At 63.4% G+C, this 16405-nt stretch carries 17 protein-coding genes, 1 tRNA gene and 1 other RNA gene; all 19 read right to left on the minus strand.

The annotated features are described in order from the left end of the window. Position 1: 1 nt before the first annotated feature. A complete protein-coding gene (locus HY896_11750) occupies positions 2-1501 on the minus strand; it encodes a UDP-N-acetylmuramoyl-L-alanyl-D-glutamate--2,6-diaminopimelate ligase (protein ID MBI5577022.1) in 1500 nt (499 codons plus the stop codon). Positions 1502-1506: 5 nt separating this feature from the next. Then, positions 1507-3480: a penicillin-binding protein gene (locus tag HY896_11755; GenBank protein ID MBI5577023.1), complete on the minus strand. Its 1974-nt coding sequence runs from the start codon at positions 3478-3480 to the stop codon at positions 1507-1509. After that, positions 3477-3815: a cell division protein FtsL gene (locus HY896_11760; GenBank protein ID MBI5577024.1), complete on the minus strand. Its 339-nt coding sequence runs from the start codon at positions 3813-3815 to the stop codon at positions 3477-3479. Before HY896_11760 ends, HY896_11755 begins: the two co-directional genes overlap by 4 nt. A gap of 14 nt (positions 3816-3829) precedes the next feature. Further along, positions 3830-4726 (minus strand): 16S rRNA (cytosine(1402)-N(4))-methyltransferase RsmH, encoded by an 897-nt coding sequence (rsmH, locus tag HY896_11765; protein MBI5577025.1) that lies wholly within the window; start codon positions 4724-4726, stop codon positions 3830-3832. A gap of 3 nt (positions 4727-4729) precedes the next feature. Next, positions 4730-5182: a division/cell wall cluster transcriptional repressor MraZ gene (gene mraZ / locus HY896_11770; protein ID MBI5577026.1), complete on the minus strand. Its 453-nt coding sequence runs from the start codon at positions 5180-5182 to the stop codon at positions 4730-4732. A gap of 274 nt (positions 5183-5456) precedes the next feature. After that, complete coding sequence (locus HY896_11775) at positions 5457-7070, minus strand: fumarate hydratase (GenBank protein MBI5577027.1); 1614 nt, start codon at positions 7068-7070, stop codon at positions 5457-5459. Positions 7071-7152: 82 nt separating this feature from the next. Then, positions 7153-7607: RNase P RNA component class A (rnpB, locus tag HY896_11780), an RNA gene on the minus strand. Beyond that, positions 7605-8024, minus strand: coding sequence for a ribonuclease HI family protein (locus HY896_11785; protein MBI5577028.1), 420 nt, complete (start codon positions 8022-8024; stop codon positions 7605-7607). The genes rnpB and HY896_11785 overlap by 3 nt, the downstream gene beginning before the upstream one ends. Continuing rightward, positions 8021-8749 carry a hypothetical protein gene (locus HY896_11790; protein MBI5577029.1) on the minus strand — a complete coding sequence of 243 codons (729 nt, stop codon included), beginning with the start codon at positions 8747-8749 and terminating at the stop codon, positions 8021-8023. The genes HY896_11785 and HY896_11790 overlap by 4 nt, the downstream gene beginning before the upstream one ends. Then, on the minus strand, positions 8749-9897 hold the full coding sequence (locus tag HY896_11795) for a Nif3-like dinuclear metal center hexameric protein (protein ID MBI5577030.1): 1149 nt from the start codon (positions 9895-9897) through the stop codon (positions 8749-8751). The genes HY896_11790 and HY896_11795 overlap by 1 nt, the downstream gene beginning before the upstream one ends. A gap of 106 nt (positions 9898-10003) precedes the next feature. Beyond that, positions 10004-10080, minus strand: a tRNA-Ile gene (locus HY896_11800). Positions 10081-10144: 64 nt separating this feature from the next. Beyond that, a complete protein-coding gene (gene rpoD, locus HY896_11805) occupies positions 10145-11935 on the minus strand; it encodes an RNA polymerase sigma factor RpoD (GenBank protein ID MBI5577031.1) in 1791 nt (596 codons plus the stop codon). Positions 11936-11946: 11 nt separating this feature from the next. After that, complete coding sequence (locus HY896_11810; protein MBI5577032.1) at positions 11947-13725, minus strand: DNA primase; 1779 nt, start codon at positions 13723-13725, stop codon at positions 11947-11949. Positions 13726-13800: 75 nt separating this feature from the next. After that, positions 13801-14247, minus strand: coding sequence for a GatB/YqeY domain-containing protein (locus HY896_11815; GenBank protein MBI5577033.1), 447 nt, complete (start codon positions 14245-14247; stop codon positions 13801-13803). A gap of 3 nt (positions 14248-14250) precedes the next feature. Further along, entirely contained in the window at positions 14251-14448 is a 198-nt protein-coding gene (locus HY896_11820) for a 30S ribosomal protein S21 (protein ID MBI5577034.1), read from the minus strand. Between the two features lie 111 nt (positions 14449-14559). Continuing rightward, entirely contained in the window at positions 14560-14835 is a 276-nt protein-coding gene (locus HY896_11825) for a pyrimidine/purine nucleoside phosphorylase (protein MBI5577035.1), read from the minus strand. 31 nt (positions 14836-14866) lie between these two features. Further along, complete coding sequence (locus HY896_11830) at positions 14867-15214, minus strand: histidine triad nucleotide-binding protein (protein ID MBI5577036.1); 348 nt, start codon at positions 15212-15214, stop codon at positions 14867-14869. Between the two features lie 2 nt (positions 15215-15216). Further along, positions 15217-15561: a phosphoribosyl-AMP cyclohydrolase gene (gene hisI / locus HY896_11835; GenBank protein ID MBI5577037.1), complete on the minus strand. Its 345-nt coding sequence runs from the start codon at positions 15559-15561 to the stop codon at positions 15217-15219. Next, positions 15558-16400 carry an imidazole glycerol phosphate synthase subunit HisF gene (hisF, locus tag HY896_11840; GenBank protein MBI5577038.1) on the minus strand — a complete coding sequence of 281 codons (843 nt, stop codon included), beginning with the start codon at positions 16398-16400 and terminating at the stop codon, positions 15558-15560. Before hisF ends, hisI begins: the two co-directional genes overlap by 4 nt. Positions 16401-16405 lie beyond the last annotated feature (5 nt).

Genomic DNA, 16405 nt, shown 5'->3' on the forward strand with positions numbered 1-16405 from the left:
CCTACACGTCGGCGGAAAGCACTCCCCGGACGATTTCCCGGTCGTCGAACGGCAGGCTCCGGTCCCCGATGATCTGAACATTCTCATGTCCTTTCCCCGCGATCGCCACCGTGTCGCCCGGACGGGCAAGGGACAGCGCCCGCGCAATCGCCGCTTTTCTGTCTGAGATAACCATGAAATAGCCGTCTTTCCACGGCACATCACCCTCGGCTTCGAGGAACCCTTCCGACCGCAGCCCCGGCAGGATATCGAAGATAATGGAGGCCGGGTCCTCGTTGCGGGGATTGTCGGAAGTCACCACGACCACGTGCGAGCGGAGCGCCGTAATCCTCCCCATCTCCGGCCGTTTCCCCCGGTCCCGGTTCCCTCCGCAACCGAAGACAGTAATCAGCCTTCCTTCGCCGAGGCCCTCCAGCGTGGAGAGGACGCGGTCCAGCCCTTCCGGCGTGTGGGCATAGTCGACGAAAACATGCAGCCCACGCCGATTCGGGATCTCTTCCATTCTACCCGGAATGGATGAAAGGCCTTCCACCCCGGCACGAATCGCGTCATCGGGAATCCCCAGGATGCCGGCTGCGCAGACCGCCGCCATGACGTTGGACGCGTTGTATGCCCCCACCAGGCGGGTGCGGAGGTCCAGCGCCCCCCACGGCGTTAGAAGCGACATGCTCGTCCCCGTCCAATCGGTTTCCACTCGCGACGGCGACACCCGGCAATCCCGCCGGAAGCCGTAGGTGACGGCTTCGGGAAATTCCCGCGCGAGCCGTATCCCGTACGGATCGTCCATGTTGATGGCGATCCCGGGATGCTTTCCTCCTGCGGGGAGATACATACGGAAGAATTTCGCCTTGGCGTCGAAATAGTTCTCCATTGTGCCGTGATAGTCCAGGTGGTCGCGGGACAGGTTGGTGAAGACCCCCGTATCGAAACGCACGCCCGCGATCCTCCCCTGCGCGGCGCTGTGCGAAGACACTTCCATGACGGCGTGGGTGGCGCCGCGGGAGAGCGCTTCCGACATCACCTCCTGCAGTTCGTGGGGAAAGGGCGTCGTGAGCCCCGTCCGCAACGTCTCTCCCCCCACCCGGTAATTTATGGTGCCGATCACCGCCGGCGTGATTCCCGCCGCCGCGAAGATCGACTCGAGCAGGTAGGTGACCGTTGTCTTTCCGTTCGTCCCCGTCACGCCGATCACCTTCAGCTTCGCCGTCGGATCGCCATGGAAGCGCGCGGCGACCGCCGGAAGCGCCTCGGCGGTGGAGGGAACCCGGACGGCGGGGAGCGGGAGGGAGGGTATCTCCCGCTCCACCAGCGCCGCCGCCGCTCCCGCGCGCGCTGCCTGCGGCAGGAACTCGTGGCCGTCCGTCCGTTCTCCGGAAAGGGCGACGAACAGGTCGCCCTTCCGCACCTTCCGGGAATCGACGGCGATGCCGCCGATTTCGATGGAACCGTGCGGCGTCTCCATCGGCGCCGCGTTTGTGAGGATTTCCGACAGTTTCATCACTTTTTCTACTTCCCGCCGAACGCCACGTTGACTTCCGTCCCCGGTGCGAGAGTTTCCCCCGGCGCGGGGGTCTGCGCCCGCGCCACTCCTGTTCCAGACAGGTTCAGTTTGACGGAGTACCGTCCCATCACATCGACGACCCTGCCCATGCTCAAACCCCTCAGGTCCGGCATCACCATGGCGCTCCGGGCGGGCGCCGTGGATACCTTGACGATCGGGACCTTCCGGGCGGCCCTGTTTTCTCCGGCGGGAGCCGCATGCGCGATGGGCTCCGTCGGGGAAATTCCGAGGTAATAAGCGGTCTTCACCGCAATCTGGTTGAAGGCGGGCGCGGCCACCACTCCGCCGTATACCTGCCCTTTCGGTTCGTCGACCATGACGAGTATCATCAGCTCGGGATCCTGGAGCGGAAGGAAGCCGATGAACGAAGAGACCCTCTTGTTCGGGGAATATTTCCCCGTCCCCACCTCGACCTTCTGGGCGGTGCCCGTCTTGCCGCCTACGAGGAATCCCTTGATGCGGGCCTGCGTCCCTGTGCCGTCCTCCTGGACCACAAGCCCCATCATCTCGCGCATCGTCTGCGATGTGGCCGGGGAAAGGACTCGCCGGAGCTCCTTCGGCTCCCCGCGGTATACGATCTTGCCCTCGGGATCCCTGATCTCCCTCACGATATACGGCTTCATCACCTTCCCGCCGTTGACCACTGCGGAGAGCGCCGTGGCCATCTGGATCGGCGTGACGGAGATCCCCTGCCCGAAGGAAACAGTTGCACGCCGGATCCCCGTGAAGCTGTTCCGAGGTCCCATGATCCCGCTGATCTCTCCTATAAGCTCGATCCCGGTCTTCGTCCCGAACCCGAAGGAGCGGATCATGTCGTAGAAACGCTCCGAATCCATCCTTTCGGCGATCTTCGAGGCGCCTATGTTGCTCGAATACTTGAGCACGTCGGGGACGGTGAGCCATCCGTGCGGGTGCGCGTCGTGCAGGACGCGGCCTGCGTACCGGTATGAGCCGTTCTCGCAGAAGATCTTCTCCGAAGTCTTCACGGCCCCCAGTTCCAGTGCGGAGGCCATCGTGAACACCTTGAAGGTGGAGCCGGGCTCGTAGGCGTCGGTGAGTGCGTGATTCTTCCGCGCCTCCGGAATCGCCGTCGTCGGCGCGTTCGGGTTGTACGTGGGAAGGGTGGCCATCGCCAGGATCTCCCCCGTCTTCGGCCGCATCACCAGCGCGACGCCGCCCTTCGCGCTGTATTTCGCCACCGCCTCCTTCAACTCGCTTTCGGCGACGTGCTGCACGTTACGGTCGACGGTGAGCAACACCGAGCTTCCCTTCGAATTCACCTCGATCGGCGTCGACGACGAAACGAAAACCCGGCCGCGCGCGTCCCGCTCGCACAGGATATATCCGGGCTGCCCGCGCAGATCGTTGTCCAGGGAACGCTCGACCCCTTCGATCCCCACGCTGTCCAGGTTGGTGAATCCCAGCAGCGACGATGCAAGCTCACGGTTGGGGTAGAAGCGCTTCGGCTCCTCGACCAGCCCTATCCCGCCATCCGCCCACCCGTGCCCCTTCCCCTCCCCGAGCGCCACCCGGACTTCCCGCACGGCCTCCTCCGCCGCAGAGGAGGGCATCTGGCGCTTCATCCACAGGAAGCCTTTCTCTTTGGCGAACTGCTTGCGCAGCTCCGACGCAGGGCGGGAGAGGCGGCGGGCCAGAATCTCGGCCGCTGCGTCCGGGGATTTCAGCTTGGCCGGCTGGACGAAGATCGACTTCGTGGAGATGCTGACCGCCAGCTCGTTGCCGGTTCTGTCGAGGATCGCGCCGCGCTGCGGCATGAGGGTGATGGTGGCGGTTACCTGCCTGGCCGCCCTTTCCCGTATCTCGCGTATTCCAAGGACCTGGATGTGGAAAGCCCGGAGGACGACGAGCGCGAAGATTGCCGCCAGCCCGCCGATGATGATCCGGGCACGGGGGTTCATTTCACGCGGAGTATCCTCTCCGTCTTCGGAGCGACCATGCCAAGCTGGTTCTTCGCGATGGCCTCGATCCGCGCGGGGCTGCGGAGCATAAGTATCTCGGTCCTGAGAAGATCCCTTTCTTTCCTCAGGTTCCGCTGCTCTTCCAGTGAGGTGGAAACCGCGTAGCCCATCCGGTAGTACTTGCCGGAGATCCAGACATTGAAAAGCGCGACCGCGAGGAGTATGGCGAACAACGCCGCCAGCCGCCTGCGCCTCGGCATCGTCGGGAAGACGGGCGCCTCCTTGCGGATCTCGGTTATCATGCAAACGCCGTTTCCGACCATGATCCTCTGCATCGCTTCTCCTCCTGCTACCTGCGGCGGGCGGCGCGAAGCTTCGCGCTCCTGGCCCGAGGGTTAATCGCAATCTCCTCCGCACCCGGGACGACCGGTTTGCGGGTCAACACGGCAAGCACCGCTTCCTCCCCCGCCGACATCTCCCGGAAGGCCGTCTTCACCAGGCGGTCCTCCAGGGAGTGGAAACTGATCACCGCCGCCCTTCCGCCTTTCGCAAGCCGCCCGGCGAACCCGCCGAGGAAGGCCGAAAGGGACTCCAGCTCCCGGTTCACCGCGATCCGCAGCGCCTGAAAAGTGCGGGTGGCGGGGTGGATCTCCCTGGGCCACGCCTTCCGCGGGATCGCGCGCTTCACGAGCTCGGCCAGTTCCATGGTCCTCTCCAATGGGTCCCGCTCCCTGCGCTCGACGATCGCCCGGGCGATCCTCCTGGAAAACCTCTCCTCCCCGAACCGGTATATGATGTCAGCCAGCTCCTTTTCGTGGGTCCGCCTAAGGATCTCCCGCGCGTCGGGGCCGCCGGATTCCGGGTCCTTCCGCATGTCCAGCGGACCGTCATCCCGGAAGGAGAATCCGCGGGAAGGATCGTCGAGCTGGAGGGAGGAGATCCCGAGGTCCAGGAGCATCCCGTCGAATGGCCTCCCTTCCGCCGCCTCAGCGAGCCGGTCAAGATCTGAAAAATCCGATCTTATGAACCGCGCCTGCGGATATGCCCGGAGGCGCTCGGCGGCGACATCCAGCATCGCGGGGTCCATGTCGGCGCAGACGAGGATGCCGTCCGGTCCGATCCTGCGGGAGATCTCTTCCGCGTGTCCTCCCGCGCCCGTCGTCCCGTCCAGGAAAACCTCACCCGGTGCGGGTGAAAGCAGTCTCAACGTCTCTTGTAAAAGAACAGGGGTGTGTCCCGCGGGCAACTATCAGATCCTGAGCGTCTTGAGCTCCTGCTCGAGCTCGGGATCGTCCATGCCCTCCTTCTCGAACCGGCTGATCGTTTCCGTCCACCGCTCGCGCGACCAGATCTCGAACCGGTTGGGCATCCCGGTGATGACGATTTCCTTTTCGAGCCCTGCGTATGCGCGCAGCGACGGCGGGATAAGGATCCGCCCCTGCTTGTCGGGTACGACCTCGACGGCGCCGCCGATGAAAAAACGCAGGAATGTGTTCCGTTTCCGGTCGAGGCTGGACACGGTTGACAGAACCTCCTCGATCCGTGCCCAGTCGTCGACGGGGTAAACGTAGATGCATTTATCGTTATTTGTAATGACGAACGATTCCTGGCCGGAATTCTGGAGCTGTTCGCGGAAGGGGGCCGGTATGTTAACCCTGCCTTTCGGATCGATGGTATATTCAAACCTTCCGCGGAAGATCATATAGGGCTATCGACCCACCTTTCCCCACAATTACCCACTGGAGAACATTTTAATTCGTGGAGAAAATGTGTCAAGCAATTAATTGAAAAACGGCGGGAAAAGCGGGACTAAAAACCCGTTTTGCAGCTCAGGAAGGGCCGGAGAGCACCCATAGCCACAGAACTTGGCATCCTAACCACTAAACGTCCGCGAGAGGAGAAGGCGCCTTCGGGGGACATTCCTTGAGGTTGTCTTCCCTCGTTTCAGGAGTGTCCCCCGCGTGGCCCGTCCGTCTTCACCCGAGCTGCTTGAAGAAATCGTTACCCTTGTCGTCCACCAGGATGAAGGCGGGGAAGTCGACGACCTCTATCTTCCAGACGGCTTCCATGCCGAGCTCGGGGTATTCCAGGACCTCGACCTTTTTGATGTTCTCCTGCGCCAGCAGCGCTGCGGGGCCGCCGATGGAGCCCAGGTAGAAGCCTCCGTGCTTCTTGCAGGCGTCGGTGACCTGCTGGTTGCGGTTTCCCTTGGCGATCATGATGAGGGAGCCGCCGTGCGACTGGAACAGGTCCACATATGAATCCATGCGGCCCGCGGTGGTCGGCCCGAAGGAGCCGGACGGCAAGCCCTTGGGGGTTTTTGCGGGGCCTGCGTAGTAGATCGGGTGGTCCTTCAGGTACTGCGGCATCCCCTTCCCGCTGTCGAGCCGCTCCTTGATCTTCGCATGCGCGATGTCCCGTCCGACGACGATCGTGCCGCTGAGCGATAGCTGCGTGGTGACCGGGTATTTCGTAAGGTCGGCGAGGATCTCCTTCATCGGCCTGTTGAGGTCGATCTTCACCACGCCGTGCTCGTGCTTTCCGCGGTACTTGTCGGGGATGAACCGCCCGGGATTCTTCTCCATCTCCTCGAGCCAGATCCCGTCATTGTTGATCTTCGCCTTGATGTTCCTGTCGGCGGAGCAGGAGACGCCCATCGCGACCGGGCAGGAGGCGCCGTGGCGCGGCAGCCGGACCACGCGGACGTCGAGCGCGAAGTGCTTGCCGCCGAACTGCGCGCCGAGACCGCACTTGTACGCGGCTTCAAGAATCTTATTTTCCATTTCGATGTCGCGGAACGCCTGTCCGCCCTTGTTCCCGCTCGTGGGAAGGGCGTCAAGGTAACCGGTGGAGGCCAGCTTGACCGTTTTCAGGCACGCCTCCGCGGACGTTCCACCGACCACGAACGCAAGGTGGTACGGCGGGCAGGCGGCTGTGCCCAGGGACTTCATCTTCTCCACGAGGAACTTCTCGAGGCTTGCGGGATTGAGGAGTGCCTTGGTCTCCTGGTACAGATAATTCTTGTTTGCGGAGCCGCCGCCTTTGGCGACGAAGAGGAATTTGTACTCCACCCCGTCGGTCGCGTAGAGGTCGATCTGTGCGGGCAGGTTGCAGCCGGAATTCACTTCCTCGTACATCGTCAGGGGGACCGTCTGCGAGTAACGCAGGCTCTCCTCCGTGTAGGTCTTGAACACGCCCTTCGAAAGGAACTCCTCGTCCTTCACGCCGGTCCACACCCGCTGCCCCTTTTTGCCTACGATCGTGGCGGTGCCGGTGTCCTGGCAGAACGGGAGCACGAACTTTGCGGCAACCTCGGCGTTCCGCAGCAGCGCCACAGCTACGCCGCGGTCGTTGGGAGAGCTCTGCGGATCCGAGAGGATCGCCGCGACCTTCTCGAGATGCGCCGGGCGCAGGAGGAAGGAGACTTCCCGCATCGCCTGGTGGGCCACGAAGGCGAGCGCTTCCGGATCGACTTTCAGCACTTCGGCCCCGTCGAACTTCGATGTAGAGACGTAGTCCTTCGTCAGCAGCCGGTACTTCGTCTCATCCTTCCCGAGGGGAAAGGGGTCCTGGTACTGGAATTCTGCCATCGGTTTCGCTCCTTAAGTGTGTATTGGGAGACATGAACCGGGGATCTGTCCCCCGCCGGGATGCACTGCGGATCAGAAAAAAACTTCGAGGAGGCCGTAAGCCGGGTTCTGTGCCCCGCCCGGTTGCCCGGTCGGAGTGACGGCCATTTCTCTACGGCGCGCGTTGCCGCTTCGCCTTTAGCGACCTTGACCCGAGGGCCCCGGGCGGGCCGCCCTTCCCCCGCTTGACGAGCCGCGGAGTCGCCCTCCTATTCGGTCTTGCTCCGGGTGTGGTTTGCCGTGCCGCGACGGTTGCCCGGCGCGCGGTGAGCTCTTACCTCGCCGTTTCACCCTTACCCTCCGTAGCTTCGAGCGCATCCCGGATGGGATGCGAGAAGCGAAGGTGGGCGGTATGTTTTCTGTGGCACTGTCCTCGGGGTCGCCCCCACCGGGAATTACCCGGCACCCTGCCCTGCGGAGCCCGGACTTTCCTCCCGCCCTCCGAAGCGGCGGCGCAAGCCGCTGCGAAGGAGGGCCGGCGGCCGCCTGGCCTCCTCAAACGTGTTTGAAATGTTCGTCTATCGCCCGATTGGCGAGAAGATCCGCCTGCGCGTTCTCCTCGCGAACCACATGCAGTATACGCGCCTCCGGGAAGCGCCGCAACCGCCGGACCGCCTCCAGGAACAGGGGCTTCAGGTGCGGCGATTTGACCTTGTACTGCCCGTTCAGCTGCCTGACGAGAAGCTCCGAGTCCGACCGGACTGTGATGGACCGGGGAGAGAGCTTCTCCGCTTCCTCGAGGGCCAGCAATAGCGCCCGGTACTCGGCCACGTTGTTCGTCGTTTCCCCGATGTAGGCGAGAAACTCCGCGACCTTTCCCGTCCCGTCGGCCTCGATAACCGCCCCGATACCCGCGGGACCGGGGTTCCCGCGGCTGGCGCCGTCGGTCCGCAGCGTTAGCGCATGGCCTTTCACTGCGCGGAGGCCTCCTCGGCCGGCGGGGGCTCGTAGTAGAGGATCCGTTTGCAGTTCGGGCAGGCGTAGATCCGGTCGTCACGCTGAAGCAGGTTATAAAGCTGGGGGGAAATGTTCATGTGGCAGCCGGTGCACGACTGGTTCCTCGCCGCGACGATCGCGACGCCGTCGCGCCGGTCGAAGATCATCTCGAACCGACGCGCAAGCCCCGGCTCGAGACGTTTGGCCACCTCCGCCTTCTTTCCGTCCAGCGCGGCGATGTCCTTGTCGAAGCTCCCCATCCGCGCCTCGATGTCCACCATCCTCTCGCGGTACTTCCCCTCGACCTCGTCGACCTCCGCGTGGAACTCGGAGAGCCGCTTCTCCGTCTCCTCGTAGCGGGCAAGGATCTCCAGCAGCTCGTCCTCGCGCTGCGTGTTGGCGCGCTTGGTCTGCTCTATCTCCTTGAGCATCGCGTAATATTCCTTGTTCGTCTTGATCGACATCAGCTTCGCCTTCGCCCGCTCGACCTTGTCGCGCTCCTCCTCGATCTCCCGCTCCTTATCCCTCCGGTCCTTCTTCAGCTGTTCGAATTCCTGCTGGGCGGCCAGGAACTTCGCCTCCCTTTCCTCGAAAAGCGCCTTCAGGTCCGCCACCTCGAGCGGCACCTTGTGCTTGTCCGCCTGGAGCGCCCGCATCCGCCCCATGATTTCCTGCATGTCGATCAGGATCTTCACCTGTTCCATCAACGCAGCGTCCCTCCTTTGGCAGGCCCCGGACGGAACGTCCTTTGGGGCTCCTTTTCCATGAACACACGGACCTTCATCGCCTTGCCGAACCGTTCCGAGAGCACCCGGCGGAACTCCGGGAGTATCCACCGCTCCGCCGATCCGTGCCCGACGTCGGCGACGGCCATCGTCCCCGCGGCCGCCTCGAGCGCCTGGTGATATTTCACGTCTCCCGTCACGTAGAGGTCCGCGCCCGCATCCCGCGCGGCCTTCGCGAACTCCGCCCCGCTCCCCGCGACCACCGCGATCCGGCGCACCGTCTTCCTTCGCGGTCCGGACACCTTGATCCAGGAGGGCCGGATCCTGCGGAAGACCTCCGCCAGCACGGCTTCGAGAGGCGCGGAACCCCGCAGCTCCCCAACCGCGCCGATTCCTCCCCCGAGCGAACCTCCCGTAAGGGGATAAACGTCGATCGCCGGTTCCTCGTAGGGGTGCGCGCGCCTGACCGCTGCCAACGCCTGCGGCAGTTGGCTTCGCGCGACTACCGTTTCAAGGCGGATCTCCTCCGCCCTCTCCTCCTTGCCGGATTCACCGATAAAAGGGCTCGCAGCATTCGATGGGAGAAACGTCCCGACGCCGGAAACGCGGAAGGAGCAGCGTGAATATTCGCCGATCCTTCCCGCACCCGCTTCGGAGAAGGCCGTCATCACGGCGTCCGCGCGGTCGGGCGGCACGAAGACCGCCACCTTGCAGGCGTCCGACGGCTCGCCCGGTATAAGCGGCCGGATGCCGGCAAGTCCCAGCCTGCGGGCGACCGCCCAGGACACTCCGCGAGGCGCGACGTCGGCATTCGTATGCGCGGAGATCACGGCCGTTCCCATCCGCAGCAGGGAGTAGGCGGCGGAGGAATCCGCCTGGTCGGCGCGTACGGCTTTCAGGGGGGTGAAGACGACGGGATGGTGGGTCAGCAGAAGGTCCGGGCGCATCCTGCCGCACAGGGAAATCGCCGCCGGAGTGGCGTCGAGCGCCGCAAGGACGGTGCGGACGGGCGCTTGCGGGTCCCCGGCGAGAATCCCCACGTTGTCCCAGTCGGCGCGGTGGGCGAATGGATAATGGTCGTCGAGCGCGCTATAGACGTCCCTGACGGTAACGGCGCGGGGGCTCACCTGCCCCGCTCTCCCGCCGAAACGAAAAATGCACCGGGGCTCGGTGCATTTCGCGGAATCGTGCGTATAGATCCGATCACTTCCATCGGCATATCATGTTCTTGGTTGGTGGGCCCACCTGGCCTCGAACCAGGGACCGACCGGTTATGAGCCGGTGGCTCTGACCAACTGAGCTATGGGCCCCCGAAAATCCGCTTCCCAACCTCTCCTTTCCCTATCATTTACGCCCGAAAGCGCCGTTGTCAACCTACTCGAGGAACGTCCGCAGCCGCTTGCTGCGGCTGGGATGGCGAAGTTTCCGCAGCGCCTTCGCCTCGATCTGCCTGATCCGCTCCCGCGTCACCTCGAAGTCCTGCCCTACCTCCTCGAGCGTGTGGTCCGATTTTTCTCCGATGCCGAACCTCATCCGCAGGACCCGCTCCTCCCTCGGGGTGAGCGATCCCAGCACCTTGTTCACCTGCTCGGCCAGGTCGATGTTTATGACCGACTCCACCGGGGACGCCGTGTTCTTGTCCTCGATGAAATCTCCCAGGTGGCTGTCTTCCTCCTCGCCGATGGGCGTCTCGAGGGAGATCGGCTCCTTGGCGATCTTCAGTACCTTGCGCACCTTCTCAAGCGGTATGTCCATCCGCTCGGCGATCTCTTCCGGGGTCGGCTCGCGCCCCAGTTCCTGGACAAGATAGCGGGAGGTGCGGATCAGCTTGTTTATCGTCTCGATCATGTGCACCGGGATGCGGATCGTGCGGGCCTGGTCGGCGATAGCGCGAGTGATCGCCTGCCGTATCCACCACGTGGCATAAGTGGAGAACTTGTACCCCCGGCGGTACTCGAACTTGTCCACCGCCTTCATCAGGCCGATGTTCCCCTCCTGGATAAGGTCGAGGAACTGGAGTCCGCGGTTCGTATACTTCTTCGCGATGGAGACGACGAGCCTTAAATTCGCCTCTACGAGTTCCCGCTTCGCCTCGCGGACCTTCTGTTCCCCTTCCTCGATCGCCCGGAGGGTGTTTTTCAGTTCAGTGGCGCCAAGGCCCGCTTCGCGCTCCACCTTCCTGATCTGCGATCTCGCCTCGCGGATGACCCTGTCCATGTCGAGGAGCTTCTCCTTGCCGACGTGGAGCTTCATCGCGGCCTGCGCGATCTTCGCCTTCTTCCCGCGGATCTTCGATAGGTACTGGAGCAGCTCCCTCTCGCCCATGCGGGTCTTAGCGCAGCACGCCTTTATCCTGCCTTCCGCATCCTCGATGGCGTCAGCGAAGCCCCGGATCTTGCCGCTGATCGTCTCGATCTGGCGCTCCTTGAGATGGATCTCCTGGATGAGGTCCGCCACGCGGACGCCCAGCTCGGATTCCCGCTTTTTAAGGGCCTTCCGCTCCTTCTCGGGGATCTTCTTTTTCTTCAGGCGCTCGCCGCATTCCCGCACCGCCTGCCGGGTCTTTCGGATCCGCGTGATGATGTTCAGGACCTTTTCCCGGGCCGCCTGCTCTTCCTCCTCGGTGGAGTCCTCGTCAAGGTCCTTGATCACGTCCTGGATCTGGAGCTCGCCGGTCTTCAGCTTGGCCCCGATGTCGGACAGCTCGTCGAGCGCTATGCGGCAGTTCTTGACGGCGGTGACGATGTCCCGCTCCCCGTCCTCTATCCGCTTCGCCAGGCTGACCTCTCCCTCCCGGTTCAACAGCGGGATCGAGCCCATCTCCTTGAGGTAGAGGCGCACGGGGTCGTTCCCCTTGATCCCGCCTGCGTAGTCGATTTCTTCCTCTTCCTCGACCGCTGCTTCCCCCTCCACCGCCGTTTCTTCCTCCTCTGCGGCTTCTTCCTCGCCGATCAGGAGTTCCCTGCCGGCGACCGGGACCTTCTGGAAGGCGTCGACTACCTCGATCGCGTTCTCCCCGAAGATCTCCATCACGTCGTCGATCTGGTCCCCCGTCAGGATGTCCGGGGGAAGGACGCTGTTCAGCTCGTCGTAGGTGACGAACCCCTGGGCGCGCCCCTTCTCGACCAGACCGTCGATGCCGTCCAGATGTTTCCTCCTGGCCATTCCGCTTCTCCTCACGCTCGCGTTCTTCGTTCCCGCTCCAGCCGTTCCTTCTCGAGCTTGGCGGCCTTCTGCGCCGTGAACATTTCCTGGGCCAGCGACCGGTCGCCTGCGCCGGCCGCCTTCTTGCTGGCCTCTCCGAGACGGGCGATCTCCCGCTCCAGCCGCCGGATTTTCATGCCCAGCACCAGGTCCGGATAAATCCGCCCCGGGTCGCCCGCCGCCGTTTCCGCCCTCAGGATTTCCTCGGAAAGCGTTTTCCGGGCCTCCTCGGAGATTTCGTCGTCGAGCACGTCTTCAAGGACCGCCCCCGCTCCCTCTCCGGCGCGCCGGGCGAAGCGCTCTATCACCTCCCGGACCTCGCCGCTTTCGACGAACTCCGTCACTCCGTCCCGGGCCATAACGCCGAGGAGCGACGGGGCCTTCGAAAGCAGGCACAGCAGCATCCGTTCCTCGGGCCTGCTTCCGGTCGACCTGCCGGGGATGCCGGGGGATGCGGCGGCGTCCGGAGCCCCCTTCCTCCGGAACTGCTCCAGCACGGTCTCCTCGGGGAGGCCGGCCGACTTCGCCACCCGCTGTACATATAGCCGCTGCTCGGCGGGCTCGGTGACCCAGGGGAGGTACTTCCCCATGAGGCGCAGATACGAAAGCTTCCCGGCGATCTGGGAAAGATCGAATTTCCGGGCAGCCGCCCGCTCGATGTATTCCATAAGGGGCATCGCACGGGCTATACGGTCCGAAAGTTCCCCCGAACCCGATTCCTTCGCCCAGTCGTCCGGATCCATACCCTTCGGCGGGAACAGGACCATCGGGCTCGCACCGGCCGCGTACAATGGTCCTCCCGCCCTCACTGCGGAGCGTTTTCCGGCCACGTCCCCGTCATAAAATAGGATGACGGTATCCGATAGCCGCTTCAGCGTCCGTGCATGGGACTCGGTGAGCGACGTCCCGCATGTAGCCACTACGTTCCTTATTCCCTTCTGCCAGAGGCCGATCAGGTCCATGTAACCCTCGACCACCAGCACCTTCTTTTCGTTCCTTATGGCGGGCAGCGCCTGGAAGAGACCGTAAAGAAGCGAACTCTTCCGATAAAGATCCGAATCCGGCGAATTCAGGTATTTCGGCTGCGCGTCGTCGAGCGCCCTGGCCCCGAACCCGCATACGCGCCCCCGCGCATCCGAGACGGGGAATATCAGGCGTCCCCGGAACCGTTCCCTGTACCCTCCGCCCTCCTGCGGGAAGAGCAGCCCGGCCTGCGCTGCCTTGGCGGGATCGATCCCTTCCCGCGCCAGGACGGCAAGAATCTCCTTACCCTGGCCCCCGTACCCCAGGAAAAATTCCTGCGCCGCTTCCGGCGCGACCCCCCGGCGAACGAGAAACTCTCTCGCGGCCTTCCCCGAAGGGGAAGTACGGAGGAGTTCGCGATAAGTATCGGACGCCAGGCGGAGTATCCCGTAGAGATCCTCTCCCGGCTTGCGGGGAACGGCCCCCTTCTCGTATTGGATGGGGACACCGTACCTCTCGCCAAGGTCTTCGACTGCCTCCCCGAAGGAAAGGTTGCGCACTTTCATCAGGAAGTGGAAGACCGACCCTCCTTCCCCGCAACCGAAGCACTTGAACGCCTGCCGCGACGGGTTGACGAAGAACGAAGGCGTCTTCTCTCTATGGAACGGGCACAGCCCCCTGTAGCTTGCTCCCGAGCGCGAAAGGGGAACGGTTTCGGACACCACCGCCACGATGTCCGCTTTTTCCCTTATTTCGCGGATTGTGCTTTCGGAGATGCGGCCTCCCACGTTACCGCGGCCCCAAACGAAAAATGCCCCGGGCGGTATTGCCGCCAGGGACAGCCTCCCTTATTTGCAACCGGCTCAGCCTGCCAGCAGGCGGCGGACGATTTCGTTTACCGCCTTGCCGTCGGCGCGGCCCGCCACTTTCGGCATCAGCTCTTTCATGACGCGGCCCATGTCAGACGGGGCCTTGGCGCCTGCGGCCGCGATCGCCTCGCGCACCAAGGCTTCGATCTCCGCTTCGGAAAGCCCCTTCGGGAGATACGCCTCGAGCACGGCGATCTCGCCCTGCTCCTTCTCCGCGAGATCGGACCGGTTCCCTTTCATGAACAGTTCGATCGATTCCCTGCGCCGCTTGACCATCGACGCCAGGGCCTTAAGTATCGTGTCGTCGGGAAGTTCCCCGCGCGCCTCGATCTCCTTGTTCTTGATCTCGGCCAGCGCCATACGCAAAGTAGAAAGGGCCAAGGAATTCCTCTCCTTGGCCGCTTTCTGCATGTCTTTATGCAACGTATCTTTCAGTCCCATCCGTCACCGGCTCATCTTCTTCATTTTCTTCAGCGCGCGCTTCCTTGCCGCCAATGCCTTCTTCTTCCGCTTGACGCTGGGTTTTTCGTAATGCTCCCGCTTGCGGATCTCCGACAGGATCCCGGCTTTCTCGCATTGTTTCTTGAACCGTTTCAGTACGCTTTCGAAGGGCTCCTCTTCCTTTACGCGGACGCCCGGCATAGAGTGATCACCCCTTCCCTTGCCAGCGAAATGCCGAAAATTTCAATATTATAAACCCATTTTCCCTGAAGTCAAGGAATGGATTCACCTGATTTTTCGAAGCCATGCGGGTTAAAGGTAACGGCAGAGATAGCTTACGTAGCCTTCCGCCTTGACCTCGAAGGTCACCCCGGCAGGCACATCGAACGCTTCACCGGCGCCCGCCGAAAGCCATGATTTCCCCGGGACCAGGTACCAGAGCACGCCCGAGACCACCTTCATCCGTTCCTGCCTGGAGGTGCCGAACGCGTATTCCCCGGGCTCTATCACGCCGACGGTCGCGTCGCCCTCCGCGTCCGCGAATCCAAGGCTTTGTACCTTGTCCTCGAAATACCGGTTATGTTTCATCCGTTCGGCTTGCCTCCGTTTCCCGGCGGGATCAACCCATCTTGTGGTTCAACGGCTTGCCTCCGAGCAGGTGGAGGTGCAGGTGGGGAACCACCTGTCCGCCGTCCTCCCCGTTGTTTATGACGACCCTGTATCCCGACTCCGCGATTCCCTTCTCGTTGGCGATCTTCGCCGAAAGCCGGAGCATTTTACCGAGAACCCCCACGTCGTTCTTCCCCACGTCGTTCAGGTTGACCATGTGCTCCTTGGGAATGATCAGCACGTGAACCGGCGCGGCAGGCTGGATGTCCGGGACGGCGATCAGATCGTGGTCCTCGAATATCGGCTGGGAAGGAACCTCCTTCCGCACGATCCTGCAAAAGATGCAATCGTCGGCCATCGTCATCCCCCTTGGCGCCGCCAGGCGCTTCGATAAAAACATGTGCGCTCTCCCGTATGGCATGCGGGCCCCTCCTGCCGCACGCGGTATAGGAGCGTATCCACATCGCAATCGTACCGCACTTCCTCCACGTTCTGGAAGTGTCCGGATGTCTCTCCCTTGATCCAGAGGGAGCTGCGCGACCGGCTCCAATATGTGGCGTGCCCCGTCGCAAATGTGTTCCTGATGGCGTCGTCGTTCGCCCAGGCGACCATTAGAACCACGCCGTCGGAAACCTCCTGCGTCACCACGGGCACAAGCCCCCGCCCGTCGAACTTGATCATGGCGATCAATTCGTCCGCCGTCATTTCCCTCCTCCCGCCGCCGGCCGCGGCGCCGAGCCACCTGCATCATGCGCCGGCGAGAAGATCGTCCCCCGGGCGCTTGCCCGCACAGGCACCCCGCGTTGCCTCAGGTATTCCTTCGCCTCGCCCACCGTGAATTCCGCGTAATGGAAGATGGACGCCGCCAGCACGGCATCCGCGCACCCCGCCGTCAACCCTTCCGCCAGGTGTTCCAGGTTTCCGACTCCCCCGGAGGCGATCACGGGAATCCCGACGCGGTCCGAGACGGCACGCGTAAGCGGAATGTCGTAGCCGTCCCGTGTTCCGTCCCGGTCCATGCTGGTCAGCAGGATTTCCCCCGATCCCAGCTCTTCCATGCGGGCCGCCCAATCGATCGCGTCGATCCCCGTTGGACGTCGCCCCCCGTGCGTGTAAACCTCCCATGCGCCGGGCCGTCCCGGGATCGCCCGCGCGTCGATCGCGACCACGGTGCACTGGCTGCCGAACCTCTCGGCCGCGCGCCTCACGAAGTCGGGATCCGCGACCGCCGCGGTATTGATCGATACCTTGTCGGCGCCCGCGGACAGAAGGTTCCGTATGTCTTCGATCGTGCGCACCCCGCCGCCTACCGTCAGCGGCATGAATACCTGCTCCGCAGTCCGGCGCACGACGTCGATGATGATGTCCCGGCGCTCGTGGGAAGCGGTTATGTCCAGGAAAACGAGCTCGTCGGCCTCTTCCTCGTCGTACCTGCGGGCGACTTCCACGGGGTCGCCCGCGTCGCGCAGGTTCACGAAATTCACCCCCTTGACGACACGGCCGTCCTTGACGTCGAGGCAGGGTATGATCCGCTTGGCGAGCATCTCCG

The organism is Deltaproteobacteria bacterium (assembly GCA_016218975.1).
In the GTDB taxonomy this organism is placed as follows: Bacteria; Desulfobacterota; Deferrimicrobia; order Deferrimicrobiales; family Deferrimicrobiaceae; genus JAENIX01.

Excerpts from the sequence above, each read along its gene's own strand:
- HY896_11755 (MBI5577023.1), bottom strand. The coding sequence starts at position 3,480 with ATGAACCCCCGTGCCCGGATCATCATCGGCGGGCTGGCGGCAATCTTC.
- HY896_11760 (MBI5577024.1), bottom strand. The coding sequence starts at position 3,815 with ATGCAGAGGATCATGGTCGGAAACGGCGTTTGCATGATAACCGAGATC.
- mraZ (MBI5577026.1), bottom strand. The coding sequence starts at position 5,182 with ATGATCTTCCGCGGAAGGTTTGAATATACCATCGATCCGAAAGGCAGG.
- HY896_11775 (MBI5577027.1), bottom strand. The coding sequence starts at position 7,070 with ATGGCAGAATTCCAGTACCAGGACCCCTTTCCCCTCGGGAAGGATGAG.
- HY896_11790 (MBI5577029.1), bottom strand. The coding sequence starts at position 8,749 with ATGGAACAGGTGAAGATCCTGATCGACATGCAGGAAATCATGGGGCGG.
- rpoD (MBI5577031.1), bottom strand. The coding sequence starts at position 11,935 with ATGGCCAGGAGGAAACATCTGGACGGCATCGACGGTCTGGTCGAGAAG.
- HY896_11815 (MBI5577033.1), bottom strand. The coding sequence starts at position 14,247 with ATGGGACTGAAAGATACGTTGCATAAAGACATGCAGAAAGCGGCCAAG.
- HY896_11820 (MBI5577034.1), bottom strand. The coding sequence starts at position 14,448 with ATGCCGGGCGTCCGCGTAAAGGAAGAGGAGCCCTTCGAAAGCGTACTG.
- HY896_11825 (MBI5577035.1), bottom strand. The coding sequence starts at position 14,835 with ATGAAACATAACCGGTATTTCGAGGACAAGGTACAAAGCCTTGGATTC.
- HY896_11830 (MBI5577036.1), bottom strand. The coding sequence starts at position 15,214 with ATGGCCGACGATTGCATCTTTTGCAGGATCGTGCGGAAGGAGGTTCCT.
- hisI (MBI5577037.1), bottom strand. The coding sequence starts at position 15,561 with ATGACGGCGGACGAATTGATCGCCATGATCAAGTTCGACGGGCGGGGG.
- hisF (MBI5577038.1), bottom strand. The coding sequence starts at position 16,400 with ATGCTCGCCAAGCGGATCATACCCTGCCTCGACGTCAAGGACGGCCGT.